Consider the following 16,449-nt stretch of genomic DNA (forward strand, 5'->3'; position numbering starts at 1 on the left):
CGCATCCTGTAGATCCGCCTTATTTGCATTGCGTTTTTGCATTTGTTGAACATCAGAGCATACAGACATAATTCTGAAGCAGATATAGCGCGTCTTTGAAAGGTTCTATGCTCTGGATTCATGAATTGACGGCACCGGAGCTTCAGGCTTGTGAGCCATAGAAGAAATCAGCCGTCGCACCACCATCAATCAGGAAATCGCTGCCGGTTATGAAACCGCCCTCCGGCCCCATCATGTGGGCAGCAAGCGCAGCGACTTCATCGGGTGTTCCGGCCCGCCCGGCAGGCATTTTCTTCAGCATCGTCTGGTAGAAGTCTGCGCGTTCGCCATAGAGCTCGTCATGGGCCAGAGGCGTGACGATTATGCCAGGACTGATGGCATTCACCCGCGCCTTTCGTTTGGCCCATTTGACAGCCTCTCCCCTCACGCGCAAGGAATTGCAACGCTTGGACATCTGATAGGCATGGAGTGTATCCTTGACGCCCTTGACGAAATCGAGATCCAGCAACTCATCTGCCGGTGCGGTTGCCAACAAGGCATCCTGCTCGCTGCCAAGAGCAGGCATGCGATAACCGGACTGGGACGAGATCACGATACCGGCCCCGCCGGGTGCAATCACCTTGCCGAACTCCTCGAGCAGCACTGCGGTTCCATATAGATCGACTTTGAGGATCTTCTCGATCGGGGCCTGAGAGGGAGATACGCCTGCGGCCTGAACCAGAGCGCTGATTGGCCCCAGGTCCTGTGCCTTGGCCACGATAGCCCGAACTGCGGTGCGGTCCGAAATGTCCGCTTCGATTGCTGTCACGTCAAACCCGGCGAACTCCAGCGTTTTCGCTGCGTCATTTGCGGATTCCTGCGTATGGTTTGCTACCAGAATATGGCGACCGTGACCAATCCGCCGCGCAATGGCCAAACCGATGCCTCCGGCACCAACAATGACTGTTACGTCTTTCATTTCATGTTCCCATTTCTATAAAGCTGCCTTTGCAACGGACATTCAAGGACCGTCCTGTCCTCTCACGCCAAGGCGCAATAGTCCTCGTCAGAGACAGCTTCCAGCCATTCATTGGCCGCGTTTTCGCCGGGCACTTCGATGGCAAGGTGAGAGAACCAGCTGTCCCTGGCTGCGCCGTGCCAATGTTTGACACCAGCGGGTATCTTGACCACATCACCGGGTTTGAGAGCTTCGGCTGGCTTGCCGAACTCCTGATACCACCCCTTGCCTGAGGTGCATAAAAGGATCTGCCCGCCGCCCTTGTCAGCTTTGTGGATGTGCCAATTGTTTCGGCAACCCGGTTCAAAGGTGACATTGCCGATGAACAGGTCTTGCTGCGACAGAATATTCAAATAGCTCCGGCCAACAAAATAGTCCGCATATGCAGTATTTTCAGGCCCACGTTCAAAAATTCCATCAGATGTCGTTTCACTTGACATTTGCTTCTACTCCATTGAAATTTCGCCAGATTTGGCATTGTGAGTTCACGCTCGACACACTCGAAAGACTGCCATGACAGGCTTTCGGCTTGTTTCCCTGCGGCTGTGCGCGTGATCCGGTTCAGGCAGAGCCTTGAGAAAACCTCAGCAACCACGCGCCGCGCGTGTCGCGCCGTCTGCATGTAATTTACGCTGTTCAATTCAAATGATTAGGCCATAAAAGAGACAAGCCTTTATGCTCAGGATTCATTTATCCGGCATTTTGCTTTGGCTCATTTCTACCCGTCCCAGATATTCCGCGCCCAGCCAGCCTGCCTGTACTGCGCCCATTATGGCCGCCGCGCCTTTTTGCCAGCAACTTGGTATTTCCATAGTGCCCAATGGCAGCATAAAGCCAGATTATGGAGCCGTAATTGACGAAGAACCCTACCCAGTTGGCTTTGAAATCCCAGTAGCTGAAAGTGAAATGAAGAACCAGTTTGGAGCCCATGTTCATTTCAAGGAACGCAAAGATCCCATAGACCGAAGCAAGCACGGTCACTGCTCTCAACAGCCATGTTCTCATGCTGTTTCTTGTGGTTATGTTCAGCAGTTCCCTTGCCACCCCCATGATCATCATCCAGTGCATACCGAGGTGGATGCCGACAATCATCAGCATCCAGTAGGCTGAGAGCGTATGGATCTGACGGGCAAGAAAGTCCCCCTTCATTCCAAAGAACGCGAAGAGGTCTCGCGAGATCATCAGGCTCGTGACCATCAGAGCGACAGCGGCAACGAGAAGGCTCAGATTGATTAGCGTCACCACAAGGCGGTGCCGGTTCCGGGCTACCTTGGTGAGTGAAGCAAACCAACGTCGGTTGCATGCGACATGGACAATCAGGAGAACGAAAAAAATCGTTCCGATTATCTCATGCACCAGAGAGCCAAACCATTCAAAGGCAAGAGCGAAAACAAACAATCCGGTCGCGATGAAATCGAAAAAGAGTCGAAATAGCCGTTCTCTGTTCAAGATTGGTCCTTTTCACCCCGATATTCCAAGCTCAGCAATCCAGTCGCTGACAGCATTTTGAGCATCAGCCGATGTCGTAACGATTCTTCCGTCGCTGGCACCTCTGAGAGCAAGGCCACTCAATATGGTGGCATCGGGACACAGGGTTTCCAGGTCCTCGACACTGCGGCCAAGTCGGCTGCCTTCATGGGTGCAGAAGGGAACAATCGTCTTGCCTGCAAAATCGTAACTCTCCAGAAAAGTGAAGAAGGCCATCGGCATGGTCGCCCACCAGTTGGGATATCCGACGAAAATCACGTCGTAATCTGCCATATTGCTGACAGTTCCAGTCAGCGTCGGACGGAAATTTTCCTGTTGTTCGCGTTTCGCCTGATCGGTGGTGGCGCGGTATTCTGCGGGGTAGGAATGAGTGGTCTTAAGCTCGAAAATGTCTGCGCCCGTCAATTTCCGAACCTGCTCGGCGACAGCGCGTGTGTTGCCGGTTCGTGAATAATAGGTGACCAGAATTTTGCTCTGGTCTCCGGTCTGTTGTGCTTGTGCATTTTTCATGAGAAAGGGGACCGACAGGCCGATGGATGCGGCAGCTTTCAGAAAACTGCGCCGGCTATTCAATTTGGTGGTGTCTTTGCTGGATTTGATGGTCATCATGTGAGCCTTTCCTACAAACCAGTCATGGCTTCGACCGCTTCAGTGTATCGCCCACCTTCCACTGTGATAGCTGCGGCATTGATGCGCTCCATGTCTTCGGCGGTGAGAACGACATCGACGGCTTTCAGGTTTTCTTCCAGGCGATGAAGCTTCGTGGTTCCGGGAATAGGCACGATCCAGGGTTTGCGGGCAAGAACCCATGCAAGAGCGATTTGGGCAGGCGAGGCTTCCCGCTCTTTTCCAATCTCGGTAAGGAGATCAACAACCGCTTTGTTGTGTTCCATTGCTTCTGGCTGATAGCGTGGCAACGCTTTTCGGAAATCTCCGTCCTTGATCTCAGAAGCGGACCTGATAGCTCCGGTCAAAAAGCCCTTGCCGAGCGGGCTATAGGCGACCCAACCAATACCCAGCTCTTCCACCACGGGCATAATGCTCGCTTCATGCTGACGGGTCCAAAGGGAATATTCACTTTGCAGTGCTGTGACGGGTTGAACCGCATGGGCACGACGGATGGTGTCCGGACCGGCTTCGGATAGGCCAAAATGGCGTACCTTGCCCTGAGCAATCAGATCCTTGACAGTTCCGGCCACATCTTCGATCGGTACAGAGGGGTCAACTCTATGCTGATAGAAAAGATCGATGACATCGGTGCGCAGTCGTTTCAACGATCCGTCGCAAGCCTTGCGTATATCGTCCGGATGGCTGGTCAGGCCATTCCATTGGCCGTCTTTTCCGATATCGAAACCAAATTTGGTGGCAAGGACCACTTTGTCCCGAATCGGTTCCAGCGCTTCGCCAACCAGAAGTTCGTTTGTGTAGGGACCGTAAATTTCGGCGGTATCGAAAAAAGTAACGCCCAGATCATTGGCCTGACGAATAAGCGTGACCATGTCCTTGACCGGCGGTGCGTCGCCATAGGAAAAGCTCATGCCCATGCAACCAAGTCCGATGGCCGAAACCTCAAGCCCGTGGTTTCCAAGTCTTCGCTGTTTCATCATCAACCCCTTTCAGCCAAACCGTTCCGTTTGCTAATTGATGACGAGAATCTAGGCGCTTCAGGATGTTTTGATTAGGCGGAGATTTTGGCAAGAGCTTATATCTGAATTTCATAAGTTCGGGCAACAGAGGCTCGATTACTAGCGTGATTACTGAATGCTCGATATAAGAACCGTTAAAAAGTCTCTCTGATCTCCTGCCCTGACAAATGGCGGCCATAGCCATACGAGGGAAAGCCTGAGGATTTCTTCAGGCCAACGATGCCCCCTCCTCCCCGGCTATTGCCAAAACTGGCAGCCGCATTCAGACCGGGAAGGAGTTGCTTTGACTTCCTGTCGTCAAAGATCGCGAAAGGCTCACCGAGCGATCTACGCCACGATCTTCCTATGAAACAGCGCAGTCGGATCGGCGGCCATCAGCTTGGCCACCATGCCATGCTTGAAGGTCTGATAGGCTTCTTGCGTGGCGTCATCGCCTTTCCTTGGCTGGAACTGCTTGACCTGCGCGCGGAATTCGTCGGTGAAATAGCCATCCACCGGCCAGAGCGCGATCCGCTTGCCACGATATTCGAACTCGAAATAGAAGCGCCCGATAAGTGCCTCGGGGGCCTCCATCGGCAGGCCTTCGGTCTTGATCGTGATGTTATGGGCGTTGCGGGTGCTGCCGCGTAGGACAAGCTCGATGATGTCTGTCACACCCGGGCCGGGGAACCCGACCTGAAGTTTCAGGTCGTTGCGTTCCATCGGTTCATCAGGCGACAGAGCCGCGATGGCGCAGGTCAGCATCTGGAACATCAGTGCCGAAGCAATGATCTGATCCGGACCGGCATAGCGGATGAAGTCGTCGCGCGTGAAGGCAAGCGGGCAATCGCCCTCTTTCAGTGCGACGACCGGTGCGTGGCGCGTCTGAACGCCATACGGATTTGAGACTTGCGTCAGCATCGGGCTACTCCATCGCACTCGGAGCGACGACATCGTCAAGGTCTACGACCTCTTTGATCAGGTCATTGGCAAGAAGGAAATCCATGTCATCCTTCATGCTGGCCAGATCATCCTGATCAAGGCTTGTTGTGAAGCCTGCCCAGTCGGCCAGCTTGGTGGCGTCTTCAATGGAGATATTCTTCTCCTTGGCACCAAGGGCAATGGCTTCGGCGCGGTTGTTATCGATATAGCTCTGGGCTTCCTTGTGCACCTTGATGACACGGGCCACCAGATCGGGATGCTTGGTGACAAAGTCAGGGCGCGCAGCGAGCACCAGCTTGGGCGTGACAAGGCCCTTGGCCGTGGTGATCACGTGGGCCCCTTCTTCCTCGGACTTGATGACCAATGAAGCGGCCAGCAGGGCAGCATCGACATTGCCGGACAGCATGGCCGCGCGGGCCTTTGGCAGATCCATCGAGACGAAGTTGACGTCACTTTGCTCGAGCCCGGCCTTGGCAATGGCAGCCACCAGCATCTGATGCAGCACGGTGCCTTTCGGGCCAGCAACCGTCTTGCCCTTGAGTTCGGCAACGCTAGCAGGACCGCCCTTTGCGGCGACCAGAGCGAAGGTCTCGGATGGGCGTGAGACGGCGGACACGATCTTGATCGGATTGCCCGCAGCGGCTGCCATCAGCACCGAAGTGGAGTTCATGACCATGCCGAAGTCGAGTGATCCAGCGGCCAGGGCCTGTGCCTGTTTGGCGCCAGAGGTGATCTCGTGCCAATTGATGGTGATGCCGTCTTTTTCGAATTCCTTTTCAAGTCGGCTCTGTAGCCTTGTGACCATGACTTGCAGATTGAAGGGCGAGGTCACATAAGAGACGTTGATTTCCTTGACCTCGTCGGCAATGGCCGCGGCTGCGGACAGGGCAAGGCCAAAGGCTGCGGCCGACAGGGCCGCGATAGCGGATTGAAGTGACTTCAGCATGCGCTGATTCCTCCGTTTGTGGGGGTGGTTGAAAAGGAGTGGCGTGCGTTCCCTGTGCGATGGCTGACCAGTCCGCGCAAATGGCGCTGGATTGAGCGAACCGCCTCGCCGTCAAGGTCGCGCGGGCGCGGAATGGGGATCGGGACATCCTCGATGATCTGGCCATGGGCCATGACGACCACGCGGTCGGCCAGCTTGACCGCCTCTTCCAGATCATGGGTTACAAACAGGATCGTGCGAGGGCTACGGGCCTGAAGAGCAAGCAGCAGCTCGTGCATATCCGACCGCGTCAGGGCATCTAACGAGGCAAAGGGCTCATCCATCAGCAACAGGGCTGGCTCTTGCAAGAGGGCGCGACCAAGTGCGGCCCGCTGCGCCATGCCACCCGACAATGCGGAAGGCCTGGCCTTGGCAAAGGCGGCAAGATCAAGTGCCCCGAGCATGTCTGCGACACGTCTCAGCCTTTCTTTCCTGTCGAGTGCCTTCCGCGCTCTTAAGGCAAGCAGCAGATTCTGTTCAAGATTGGCCCATGGCAAAAGGCGGTGATCCTGAAAGACCACGGCACATTGCGCAGCAAGCCCATGAGGCTGGATGCATCCGGCATCGGGAGCCACAAGCCCGGCAAGGCAATGCAGAAGGGTTGTCTTGCCGCATCCGGATCGCCCGATCAGCGCGACAATTTCGTTGGGGGCTATGCTGAGCGACAGCTCCTTGATGACAGTGTGACCGGCTGGCTCTGCGCTGTTGTCGTCGGCTCGGACAAAGCGCTTGCTCAGCCCTTTGATCTCGACTGGCGCCGTAGGGCTTCTCGTGTCCATCAGAAGACGCCCCCGAGCATGCGCTGCCGGTCATCGGATGGCAGCAGGCGGCGGAAGATGGCGTCAAGCACCATGCCCGTGATGGCAATGACCACGATGCCAACGAAGATCCTGTCGGTCCGCGCCAACTGTTCGGAATCGAGAATGAGATAACCAAGCCCGGCGCTTGCAGCGATCAGCTCTGCCCCGACAAGAGCACGCCAGGCATAGCCAAAACCAAGCCGCAAGCCTGTCGACAGACCCGCGCTCGCCCCCGGCACCAGCACAAAGCGGACGGTCTCCAGCTTGCTAAGGTTGAGAGTCTGGGCCATTTGCAGAAGTTTTGGATCAACCGTCTGGAGAGCGGTCAAGGCAGACAGGTAGACGGGAAAGAAACTGGCAAGGATGATGACCGCGAGTTTTGACCCCTCCCCGATGCCGAACCACAGGATAAGCAAGGGAACCAGCGCCAGCGGCGGGATCACCCTGATGGCTTCGAGCGGCAGGAAAGTCATGCGACGGACGAGCGGGAAGCGATAGTTGAGCGCCGCCAGCAACAAGGCCGAAGACCCAGACAGTGCAAAGCCGACAAGCACCCGCATCAGACTCACCTCGATATGCTTGGCCAGCAACCCCTTGCCCCACAGATCAACCGCGGCCGTCCAGACTTCCACAGGTGGCGGCAACAGATAGGCATTGAACCAACCTCGTACAGAGCCAATATGCCAGAGTCCAACGCCGAGAAACGGCAATGCCAGAACAGTCAGCAGCGCGAGCGGTCTTTGCTTTGCCAGATAGGCGTTGAATGTGGGAACGTTCATGAGGGATATGCGTTTGTAGAGTACGAGGGCACATTTGGGCGTCATGAACCATCGCGCATCAATGTTGAGTATTGAACTCAGGTATATACAGAATATAACTTGAGTCAATGACTCAAATTTACAAACAGACAATCTCTCGCGTTTGGTCGGGCTTTTGCAAAAAGTTCCGGATCGTGGTTCTGGTCACATCGACTGCTTGACGCAACTCGCCAGGACATCACTTCAAGGCTGAGTCATTTCTTTTGATCGCCACACGACAAGAGACGGTTATGAACAGCGAAAATGACACACCATCAGGCACCGTCCAGGCAGATTAATTGCCCTGCCCTTGAGAGGTCAAAGGATCACAAGCTCTCAGATAGTAACAAGGAAAATCGGCTCAGCCTTTTTGCTCTGTCGAAAGCATTTACTCCCGGCCCGCATATGGGGAGAAAATCCGACTTTCCACAATTCCGCTCAGAATACACATTCGCCAACTGGCTGCTCACGGCTGGATGCCGTGAAATCAACGCAGCGCACAGCTCACAAAGGCCATATAGGGATTGAATGAGAAATTTTCATTCCGACGTGAAATCGGCAATGAGTCACAAATGCTTGAAAATCAGGCTCATTCGCGAGGGGACAAGGAAAGGGAAAAGAAACTTCGCGAGTTTCAATAACGAAACCATTTCAGATATTTGCGAAGGGAAATGGCGGAGAGGAAGGGATTCGAACCCTCGAGACAGTTACCCGCCTACGCCCTTAGCAGGGGCGCGCCTTCAGCCACTCGGCCACCTCTCCGCGGACCTGTTTAAAGATCAAGGCAGAGTGAATCAATGGCTATTTTGTCACGAGAATGACATTTCCACATATGGCACCATCTCAACGCGATGAAGGGAGCCCAGCCACGTTTCGAAATTTTGCACAAAAAACAAAGGATTATGTTCGCATCCCTGAAAGACGAATGTTGATATTGCGCTTCTTTCACACCCCAAAATCGAAGTGCTCCAAGCTTGGTGAATGCCTCCACCCGGATAGCACTGCACACGGCTCTTACATCAAATGTTTCGTCTAGTCGTTCAAGACACTATCAAGATAATGGGCAAAAACTGGTTGACCATCACGATTGAAATCGAATTCCAGGAAAGGCAAAAGTGCCTTGTTGATCATGCCGAACAGGATGCAAAGAAAGCCCATGGCTGCGATCTTTGGTTCCATGCCATCCTTTAGCTGACCAGCCTCGTGAAGTCTGGTGAAGGATTTGAGAAACACGCTTTCATACATCTTGTGCTGACCAATGAGAAACTCGATCAGTTCAACTTCTCTCTCAGACATTTCAATATTGTGCATCAGGATGAAAAGGGCGCGTCCAACTTTGCTATTTTCAGAAAACAGCTCGCACAGATTGTCGATTTGTCGCCTGAATTCTATAGCGGGATTGGGAGGCGGCAAATCTTCCAAGGCTTCCTTGATCTGCCTGAATTCCGGTATGGCCTGTTCATTCCAGATCGCTTTAAGCACTTCGGTCTTGCCGCTAAAGTGGCCGTAAAAGGCTCCTCTGGTCATGCCCGCCTTTTCCGCGATCTCATTCAGCGTCGTCGCCTTATATCCCTGACTGTGAAACAGGACAGCGGCGGATTCTATGAGCGCCTGATATGTCTTTTCTTTATCAGCTTTCGTTTTTCGAGCCACGTTTTCACCGACCGTAATCTCAAGTTAAGTGTCACATGCGATATTGCATAGCAGAAATGACAATACAATGGTCTTTACAAATATACATACTGGTATGTATATATAAAAGCCATTTGCCAAATGTAACATCCTTGTGCACCATTTTTTCGCATCTCACTATTCGAGTTCGCCTATGATCAAAAAACTTGCCCTCATCACCCTTGTTGCTTTGTCGCTGACAGGGTGCAATGACAAGCTGTTTTCTTCGGCCAATGCTATTGAACGGGCCGCTGAGGATCCGACTGCACGTCCAGCCAAGATTGTGACGGCGCATCAGGTGGCCCTCAAGCTTCCAAAATCCTTTCCGGGCGTTACCAAAGCCAGCAATAATGCCGAGCTTTCCTTCCGCATCGCCGGGCAAGTCGACACTCTGCCCGTCCGGGCAGGTCAAATTCTCAAAAAGGGTGATTTGATTGCAGAGCTTGATGACACCCCTTATCGCAATGTGCTTGCAGCCAAAGAAGCCAGTTATGATCTGGCCAAGGTCAGCCTTGAGCGAACCGAACAGCTGTTCGAAAAGAATCATGTCGCACAGGCGGCTCTTGACTCGGCCAAGTCCACTTTCGAATCCGCACAGGCCGATTTGAAGGCTGCACAAGACAATATTGGCTATACCCGCATTACCGCACCCTTCAGCGGGATTGTCGCAAAGACATATGTCGAGCGCTATCAGACCGTTTCGGCCGGGACATCGATCGCCAAATTCCAGAGCAATGAAGGCGTTGATGTCGAGTTCAACGTACCTGAAAAGCTGTTCTTGCGTTTCAATCCCAAAAAGCTGGCTTTGCTGCCCAAAATCGAGGTGCGTTTCGATGCGCTGCCAGATCGTGCCTTTGAAGCCACCTACAAGGAAATCAACACAGTTCCAGACTCTGTCACCCGCTCCTACAAAGTGACCATCACGATGCCGAGCCCAGAAGAAATAACCGTCTTTCCGGGCATGAGTGTTTCTGCGAGCGTCGACATCGCCAAAATCCTCAATTTTGACGATGCGGAAGGTGTCCTTGTTCCATTGGAAGCCGTGTTCGATGAAAATGGGTCTCGCTGGGTCTGGAAAGTCGATGAGAGCAATCAGGCTCGCAAGACCGAAGTTGAGGTCTATGGCATTCAGGATGGCATGATCCGCATCTCCCACGGCATTGCGGAAGGAGATCGGGTGATAGCAATCGGCACTGCCCACGTCACCGAGGGAATGAAGGTGAGAACCTACAAAAAGGAAGGAGGGCTTTAGCGCCCTCTGCCTGCCCCTCGCCTTTTGCCAATTGCATACTGAATATCCACTTGGTGCCCGTCATCCGCCTATGAGCTTTCCAGTCACGCGTCCAGGACGTTAGAAATCATGACACTTACAGACTATGCCATTGAAAACAAAACGGTCAGTTGGATGGTTACGATCCTGCTGATCCTTGGTGGTATCTTTGCATTTCTCAATCTTGGCCGCCTTGAAGACCCGGAATTCACGATCAAGCAGGCGGTCATCGTAACGTCCTATCCCGGTGCGTCAGCCCTTGAAGTGGAGGAAGAGGTCACCCTGCCCGTTGAAACGGCCCTTCAGCAGTTGGCCTATGTCGACAATGTCACGTCCATTTCTTCTGCCGGTCTGTCTCAGGTTACCGTCGAGATGAAGGACAAGTATCGCGATGCCGAGCTCAAGCAGATCTGGGATGAAATGCGCCGCAAAATCCGCGATATGGAATCAGACCTGCCGTCCGGCTCCTATTCCCCGGTCATCAATGATGATTTCGGCGATGTCTATGGCATCTATATGGCTGTTACCGGCGAGGGATACAGCCAGCAGGAATTGCATGATTATGCCGACTATCTTCGCCGAGAGCTGGTTCTTGTTCAGGGTGTCGGCAAGGTTTCCATTGGCGGGACCTTGCAGAAACAGATCATTCTTGAGATCAATCGTGCAAAACTTGCCTCTCTCAATCTGTCTGTCTCCTCGCTCCAGTCCCTTCTACAATACCAGAATGTGGTTTCAAACGCAGGCAACATAAAGGTAGGCAGCGAATATATCCGTATCAGCTCGACCGGAGATTATAGCAATGTCGACCAGATCAAGGACGTTCTGCTGGGGCAGACCGGGGACAATCTGGTTTATCTGTCCGACGTTGCCGACGTCAAGATTGACTATAAATCTCCACCAACCCATGTCTATCGCTTCAATGGCGAACCGGCTCTGACAATCGGGATTTCCTTCGCCGAGGACGTCAATGTGACCGAGGTTGGCGAGAATGTCTATAAAAGGCTCCAGGAGCTTGAGTTCAACCGGCCAATCGGGATCTCCCTGCATACGATCTATAATCAGCCGGATCAGGTCACGGCTTCGATCAATGACTTCCTGCTGAATTTGGGAGCGGCGGTCATCATCGTCATTCTCGTGCTGCTGATCACGATGGGGCTGCGCTCCGGTATTCTGATGAGCATCATCCTGTTGCTGACAATCTGCGGAACACTGATTGTCATGCAGGTGATGGGCATGCCGCTTCATCGCGTCTCATTAGGTGCCATGATCGTTGCACTGGGGATGCTTGTCGACAACGCCATTGTGATCACTGATGGTATTCTGGTTGGCCTAAAGCAGGGTCTCAGTCGCGTTCAGGCAGCTCACCGCATAGTGGCGCAAACCGTCTGGCCTCTTTTCGGGGCAACCGTCATTTCGGTCGTGGCCTTTGCTCCTATCGGCCTGTCGCCTGACTCAACGGGTGAGTATACCGACTCCCTCTTCTGGGTATTGCTGATTTCGCTCATGATTTCCTGGCTGATGGCGATCACGATCACACCGTTCCTCGCCTCCATCATGTTCAAGGAATCTACTCCCGCCGACGCGGAATCCGACGGCGAGGCTCGTGAGCCCATCGATCCGTACAAGGGATTTGTCTACACCATTTACAGGCAGGTTCTGCTGCTGGCCTTGCGCTGGCGTTGGGGCACCGTGCTGCTGCTTCTGGCGGGCATGGCTGCGGCTATCTATGGATTCGGTTTCGTCAATCAGTCCTTCTTCCCGACGTCCAAGCTGCCCATGTTGACGGTAGACTTCTGGTTGCCTCAGGGCTCGGATATTCGTTCCACCATCTCGGATATGAACCGGATCGAAAGCGTTTTGCAGAAAAACGACAAGATCAAGCAGATCACCACAACGATCGGTGCGGGTGCTGATCGCTTCATGCTGACATTCCAGGGTGAGCGGACTTATGCCAACTATGGCCAGTTCATCATCGAAGTGAATGACTTCGAACAGCTTGATGAGATTCGGAACTGGGTTGACAATGAAGTGCGGGAAAATGCGCCCTATGCCTTTGTCAAAACCAGCCGGTTCGAGCTGGGGACCGGTGGTGGCTCGAAAATCGAGGCTCGGATATCCGGGCCGGATCCTGTTGAGCTGCGCCGCCTTGCCTCAGAAGTCATCGACATCTACCGCGCGGACCCGGATGCCATCAATATCCGCCATAACTGGCAGGAAAGAACCAAGGTCCTGAGGCCTCAGTTCGCTGAAGCCGAAGCAAGACGCCTCGGCATCACCAAGACCGATATCGACAATGCCATTCTGATGAATGTCAAGGGACTGAGCATTGCCAGTGTTCGCGATGGAACTGAAAGACTGCCGGTCATGGTGCGTTTGCCAGAGAGTGAACGGTCAAGCGTCGAACAATTAAGCGACATTCAGGTCTATAGCACGGTTCTTTCCAAATATGTCAGCATCGATCAGGTCGTAAAATCCATCGATCTGGCTTGGGAAGACCCTCTCATCATGCGTCGAGACAGAAAACGGACCATCAATGTTTGGGCCGACTCAGACCCGACGTCCGAAACGACATCGAACGCATTGTTCAAACGGCTTCAGAGCAAGGTTGAGGCCATTGCCCTTCCTGAAGGTTATGAATTGACCTGGGGTGGTGAGTATGAAAACCAGTCCAAGGCAACAGGGGCCATCTTCGCCAATGTGCCGCTGGGTGTCCTTGTGATGTTTGCCATCACCGTGATGCTTTTCAATTCTTTCAAACAGACACTTGTTGTCTGGCTCACAGTTCCGCTTTCCATCATCGGTGTGACGCTCGGGCTCTTGCTGTTTAATCTGCCCTTTAGCTTCACGGCTCTTATCGGCTTTTTGTCGCTTTCAGGCATGCTGCTCAAGAATGGCATCGTGCTGATTGAAGAGATCAAGCGGCTGAATGAAGAAGAAGGGTTGAGCATTCACGACTCCATTGCTCAGGCAGCCGTATCAAGGCTGAGACCGGTGACCATGGCCGCGATTACGACCGTGCTTGGTCTCATTCCGCTGATAACGGACATCTTCTTCGATTCCCTTGCCGTGACGATCATGTTCGGTCTGACAGCTGCAACTGTGCTGACCTTGATCGTGGTTCCGGTCCTGTTCGCCCTTTTCTATGGCGTAACATTCAAACGGGGAGAACGCATCTAGCACCATCCCCAAGCAAGCTATTCCGGTGACAAACCTACTTTGACCCATCCACCGGATTAATGCCATCGGAGCCGATGCTCCGGCGGCTAGACACCGCAAGAGGCCGACTTTTTACGGTTTGCCTCTTGCGGTTTTTTTGTGCCCGCTTGTGGGTGGCAACAGTAAAAAGCGACATGCCTTGTTTTCTGGAAAACGCCTTCCCTTCATCATACAAGTTTCGTTTATCTTCGTTTTAGGTTCATAATGTCGCGTCAACGAAATTTTTGGTTGCGGTTTTAAGCCAAATCGAAGATAGTCGACTTAACAGGAGGCTCCCATGGACACACTCATTCCCAGACATAAAACCATTCTGGATCAAGCCCGGATTGACGGGCGGGTCGATGTCGACAGCCTCGCCGAGATGTTCGGTGTCACTCCCCAAACAATCCGCAAGGATCTCAACTATTTATGTGAGATCGAGGCATTGGAGCGGATTCATGGAGGCGCGATCTACCCTTCGGGCGTCAGCAACTATGCTTATGAGGCACGCCGCCGACACGCAGCGGACCAGAAACAGGCGATCGGGCAAGCAACGGCGGCTCTCATTCCGGACAATGCTTCTCTCATCATCAATATCGGGACGACCACCGAACAGGTCTCCCAGGCTTTGACCCGTCATGACGGATTGATGGTCATCACCAATAATCTCAATGTGGCCAACATCTTTCACAGCTCGTCCAACGCCGAAGTCGTGATCGCCGGGGGTGTTCTTCGCAAGGAAGACGGCGGCCTTGTGGGCGAGGCAACTGCCGACTTCATCAGGCAATTCAAGGTCGACTTCGCAATCATCGGTGCATCCGCCATCGATCCGGACGGCACACTCCTCGATTATGACGTTCGGGAAGTGCGTGTAGCACAGGCGATTTTGCAGAGCGCCCGCAAGACCATTCTTGTCTCTGATTCCATGAAATTTGAACGCACGGCACCGGTCCGCATCGGTCATCTATCGCAGGTTGACTATTTCGTCACGGACAGCCTTCCCGACGATGAAGTCGTCTCGCTGTGTCAGGACGCAAAATCCGAAATTATCGTTGCCAAACCCCTTTGACGGGAGGAAACACATGACCAACACCATTAAAGACATTTTTGTTATTGGCGGCGGCATCAACGGCTGTAGCATTGCACGCGATGCGGTCGGACGTGGTTACTCGGTCGCACTTGCCGAAATGCATGATTTGAGCAGCGCGACTTCGTCGGCCTCCACCAAGCTTATCCATGGCGGGTTGCGCTATCTTGAATATTATGAGTTCCGCCTCGTGCGTGAAGCCTTGAAGGAACGGGAAGTTGTCTGGGCCAATGCTCCGCATATCGTTTGGCCCCTGCGTTTTGTCCTGCCCTATTTCAAGGGCGGCATTCGCCCGGCATGGGTGATCCGCATCGGGCTGTTTCTCTATGACCATATCGGCGGTCGCAAGAAACTGCCTGCCACGGCCGACATCAACATGAAAACAGATGCGGTGGCCAAGCCCCTGAAACCGCTATTCACAAAGGCATTCGAATATTCAGACTGCTGGGTTGACGACTCCCGTTTCGTGGTCCTCAACGCAATGGACGCAGCACACAAGGGAGCCGATATACTTGTTCGTCAAAAGGTCATTTCCCTTGTCTATGAAAACGGCATCTGGACCATCACCACGCGAAATGAACGGACTGGCGAAACATCTGATCATCAGGCAAAAATGGTCGTCAATGCTGCCGGGCCGTGGGTCGATCACGTCATCCATGAGGCGCTTGCCCGCCCTGACGACAAGAATGTCCGCCTTGTGCAGGGCAGCCACATGATCGTGAAGAAGATGTTCGATCACGATCGTTGCTATATTTTCCAGAATAATGATGGTCGTATCGTCTTTGCCATTCCCTATGCGCATGACTTTACGCTCATCGGCACTACCGACCATGATTATGAAGGCGACCTCAACGAGGACGAAATCAAGGCAACCGAGGAAGAGCTGCTTTATCTCTGCGATGCAGCCAGCGACTATTTCGAAAAACCAGTTACCCGCGATGATGTGGTCTGGAGCTATTCAGGGGTAAGGCCGCTTTATGACGACGGAGCCTCTGCGGCTCAGGAAGCAACACGCGACTATGTCTTGCGGCAGAAACCGGACGATCACGATTCTTCCATCATTCATGTGTTTGGCGGCAAGATCACGACCTCGCGCATGCTGGCGGAAGCTGTTCTGAAAAAGATCGAGCACAAGCTGGGAGCCAAGAAACCGGCCTGGACCAAGCAAGCCCCCCTGCCCGGTGGCGATTTCGATTCGGACCAGTTCAATGCCCTGATTGAAGCGCTTGTCAAGGATCATCCCTATCTTGACCAGAAACATGCCTATCGACTGGTTCGGCAATATGGCACGCTCGCGGCGTCCGTTCTCACCGGCATTTCAACTCCTGAAGTATTGGGGCAGCATTTCGGTGCAGACCTTTACGAAGCTGAAGTGCGCTATCTTATCGATCATGAATGGGCTGTAACGGCAGAGGATGTGCTTTTCCGCCGCACCAAACTCGGTTTGAAATTTTCTCAGGAACAGATTGCAGTCCTGCAATCCTACATGGATGCAAATTAGCGGATAAGCATGGAGGCCGGTCGGACTTTTCCGACCGGTGCTTCTCCCGGACTGCACCCAATTTGTAACTTCGAAAAGTGGCTCTTTCGGG

At 53.4% G+C, this 16,449-nt stretch carries 14 protein-coding genes and 1 tRNA gene; 4 read left to right on the plus strand and 11 right to left on the minus strand.

Annotated features, from left to right (window positions below; translation table 11 throughout):
* Positions 1–142: 142 nt before the first annotated feature.
* The 11 genes from ACHZB8_RS07190 to ACHZB8_RS07240 all read right to left on the minus strand — a co-directional run bounded on the left by ACHZB8_RS07190 (position 143) and on the right by ACHZB8_RS07240 (position 9,287).
* Positions 143–958, minus strand: coding sequence for an SDR family oxidoreductase (locus tag ACHZB8_RS07190; RefSeq protein WP_316859579.1), 816 nt, complete (start codon positions 956–958; stop codon positions 143–145).
* Positions 959–1,020: 62 nt separating this feature from the next.
* Positions 1,021–1,437, minus strand: coding sequence for a cupin domain-containing protein (locus tag ACHZB8_RS07195; protein WP_316859580.1), 417 nt, complete (start codon positions 1,435–1,437; stop codon positions 1,021–1,023).
* Positions 1,438–1,687: 250 nt separating this feature from the next.
* Positions 1,688–2,446: a DUF4405 domain-containing protein gene (locus tag ACHZB8_RS07200; protein ID WP_316859581.1), complete on the minus strand. Its 759-nt coding sequence runs from the start codon at positions 2,444–2,446 to the stop codon at positions 1,688–1,690.
* A 12-nt stretch (positions 2,447–2,458) separates the two neighbouring features.
* The gene (locus tag ACHZB8_RS07205) at positions 2,459–3,094 is read right to left on the minus strand and encodes a flavodoxin (RefSeq protein ID WP_316859582.1); all 636 of its coding nucleotides are present in this window, start codon (positions 3,092–3,094) and stop codon (positions 2,459–2,461) included.
* An 11-nt stretch (positions 3,095–3,105) separates the two neighbouring features.
* Positions 3,106–4,089, minus strand: a complete 984-nt coding sequence (locus tag ACHZB8_RS07210) for an aldo/keto reductase (RefSeq protein ID WP_316859583.1) — start codon at positions 4,087–4,089, stop codon at positions 3,106–3,108.
* 369 nt (positions 4,090–4,458) lie between these two features.
* Positions 4,459–5,031 carry a hypothetical protein gene (locus ACHZB8_RS07215; protein ID WP_316859584.1) on the minus strand — a complete coding sequence of 191 codons (573 nt, stop codon included), beginning with the start codon at positions 5,029–5,031 and terminating at the stop codon, positions 4,459–4,461.
* A gap of 4 nt (positions 5,032–5,035) precedes the next feature.
* A complete protein-coding gene (locus ACHZB8_RS07220; protein ID WP_316859585.1) occupies positions 5,036–5,998 on the minus strand; it encodes an NrtA/SsuA/CpmA family ABC transporter substrate-binding protein in 963 nt (320 codons plus the stop codon).
* The gene (locus ACHZB8_RS07225; protein ID WP_316859586.1) at positions 5,992–6,816 is read right to left on the minus strand and encodes an ABC transporter ATP-binding protein; all 825 of its coding nucleotides are present in this window, start codon (positions 6,814–6,816) and stop codon (positions 5,992–5,994) included. Before ACHZB8_RS07225 ends, ACHZB8_RS07220 begins: the two co-directional genes overlap by 7 nt.
* Positions 6,816–7,661, minus strand: a complete 846-nt coding sequence (locus tag ACHZB8_RS07230) for an ABC transporter permease (RefSeq protein WP_316859587.1) — start codon at positions 7,659–7,661, stop codon at positions 6,816–6,818. Before ACHZB8_RS07230 ends, ACHZB8_RS07225 begins: the two co-directional genes overlap by 1 nt.
* A gap of 645 nt (positions 7,662–8,306) precedes the next feature.
* Positions 8,307–8,396 (minus strand) — tRNA-Ser (locus ACHZB8_RS07235).
* A gap of 270 nt (positions 8,397–8,666) precedes the next feature.
* Positions 8,667–9,287 carry a TetR family transcriptional regulator gene (locus ACHZB8_RS07240; RefSeq protein WP_316859588.1) on the minus strand — a complete coding sequence of 207 codons (621 nt, stop codon included), beginning with the start codon at positions 9,285–9,287 and terminating at the stop codon, positions 8,667–8,669.
* A gap of 172 nt (positions 9,288–9,459) precedes the next feature.
* Here ACHZB8_RS07240 and ACHZB8_RS07245 point away from each other — a divergent pair, with 172 nt between their 5' ends.
* From ACHZB8_RS07245 to glpD, 4 genes are all read left to right on the plus strand, one after another.
* The gene (locus ACHZB8_RS07245; RefSeq protein ID WP_316859589.1) at positions 9,460–10,557 is read left to right on the plus strand and encodes an efflux RND transporter periplasmic adaptor subunit; all 1,098 of its coding nucleotides are present in this window, start codon (positions 9,460–9,462) and stop codon (positions 10,555–10,557) included.
* Positions 10,558–10,665: 108 nt separating this feature from the next.
* Entirely contained in the window at positions 10,666–13,752 is a 3,087-nt protein-coding gene (locus tag ACHZB8_RS07250) for an efflux RND transporter permease subunit (protein ID WP_316859590.1), read from the plus strand.
* Between the two features lie 316 nt (positions 13,753–14,068).
* On the plus strand, positions 14,069–14,839 hold the full coding sequence (locus tag ACHZB8_RS07255) for a DeoR/GlpR family DNA-binding transcription regulator (RefSeq protein ID WP_316859591.1): 771 nt from the start codon (positions 14,069–14,071) through the stop codon (positions 14,837–14,839).
* Positions 14,840–14,852: 13 nt separating this feature from the next.
* Positions 14,853–16,358, plus strand: coding sequence for a glycerol-3-phosphate dehydrogenase (gene glpD, locus ACHZB8_RS07260; RefSeq protein WP_316859592.1), 1,506 nt, complete (start codon positions 14,853–14,855; stop codon positions 16,356–16,358).
* Positions 16,359–16,449: the final 91 nt, after the last annotated feature.

Source organism: uncultured Cohaesibacter sp. (assembly GCF_963556055.3).
Lineage (GTDB): Bacteria > Pseudomonadota > Alphaproteobacteria > Rhizobiales > Cohaesibacteraceae > Cohaesibacter.

What these genes read in the sequence shown, in the direction of transcription:
- ACHZB8_RS07190 (WP_316859579.1), bottom strand. Translation starts at nt 958, where the DNA reads ATGAAAGACGTAACAGTCATTGTTGGTGCCGGAGGCATCGGTTTGGCC.
- ACHZB8_RS07195 (WP_316859580.1), bottom strand. Translation starts at nt 1,437, where the DNA reads ATGTCAAGTGAAACGACATCTGATGGAATTTTTGAACGTGGGCCTGAA.
- ACHZB8_RS07205 (WP_316859582.1), bottom strand. Translation starts at nt 3,094, where the DNA reads ATGATGACCATCAAATCCAGCAAAGACACCACCAAATTGAATAGCCGG.
- ACHZB8_RS07210 (WP_316859583.1), bottom strand. Translation starts at nt 4,089, where the DNA reads ATGAAACAGCGAAGACTTGGAAACCACGGGCTTGAGGTTTCGGCCATC.
- ACHZB8_RS07215 (WP_316859584.1), bottom strand. Translation starts at nt 5,031, where the DNA reads ATGCTGACGCAAGTCTCAAATCCGTATGGCGTTCAGACGCGCCACGCA.
- ACHZB8_RS07220 (WP_316859585.1), bottom strand. Translation starts at nt 5,998, where the DNA reads ATGCTGAAGTCACTTCAATCCGCTATCGCGGCCCTGTCGGCCGCAGCC.
- ACHZB8_RS07225 (WP_316859586.1), bottom strand. Translation starts at nt 6,816, where the DNA reads ATGGACACGAGAAGCCCTACGGCGCCAGTCGAGATCAAAGGGCTGAGC.
- ACHZB8_RS07230 (WP_316859587.1), bottom strand. Translation starts at nt 7,661, where the DNA reads ATGACGCCCAAATGTGCCCTCGTACTCTACAAACGCATATCCCTCATG.
- ACHZB8_RS07245 (WP_316859589.1), top strand. Translation starts at nt 9,460, where the DNA reads ATGATCAAAAAACTTGCCCTCATCACCCTTGTTGCTTTGTCGCTGACA.
- ACHZB8_RS07250 (WP_316859590.1), top strand. Translation starts at nt 10,666, where the DNA reads ATGACACTTACAGACTATGCCATTGAAAACAAAACGGTCAGTTGGATG.
- ACHZB8_RS07255 (WP_316859591.1), top strand. Translation starts at nt 14,069, where the DNA reads ATGGACACACTCATTCCCAGACATAAAACCATTCTGGATCAAGCCCGG.
- glpD (WP_316859592.1), top strand. Translation starts at nt 14,853, where the DNA reads ATGACCAACACCATTAAAGACATTTTTGTTATTGGCGGCGGCATCAAC.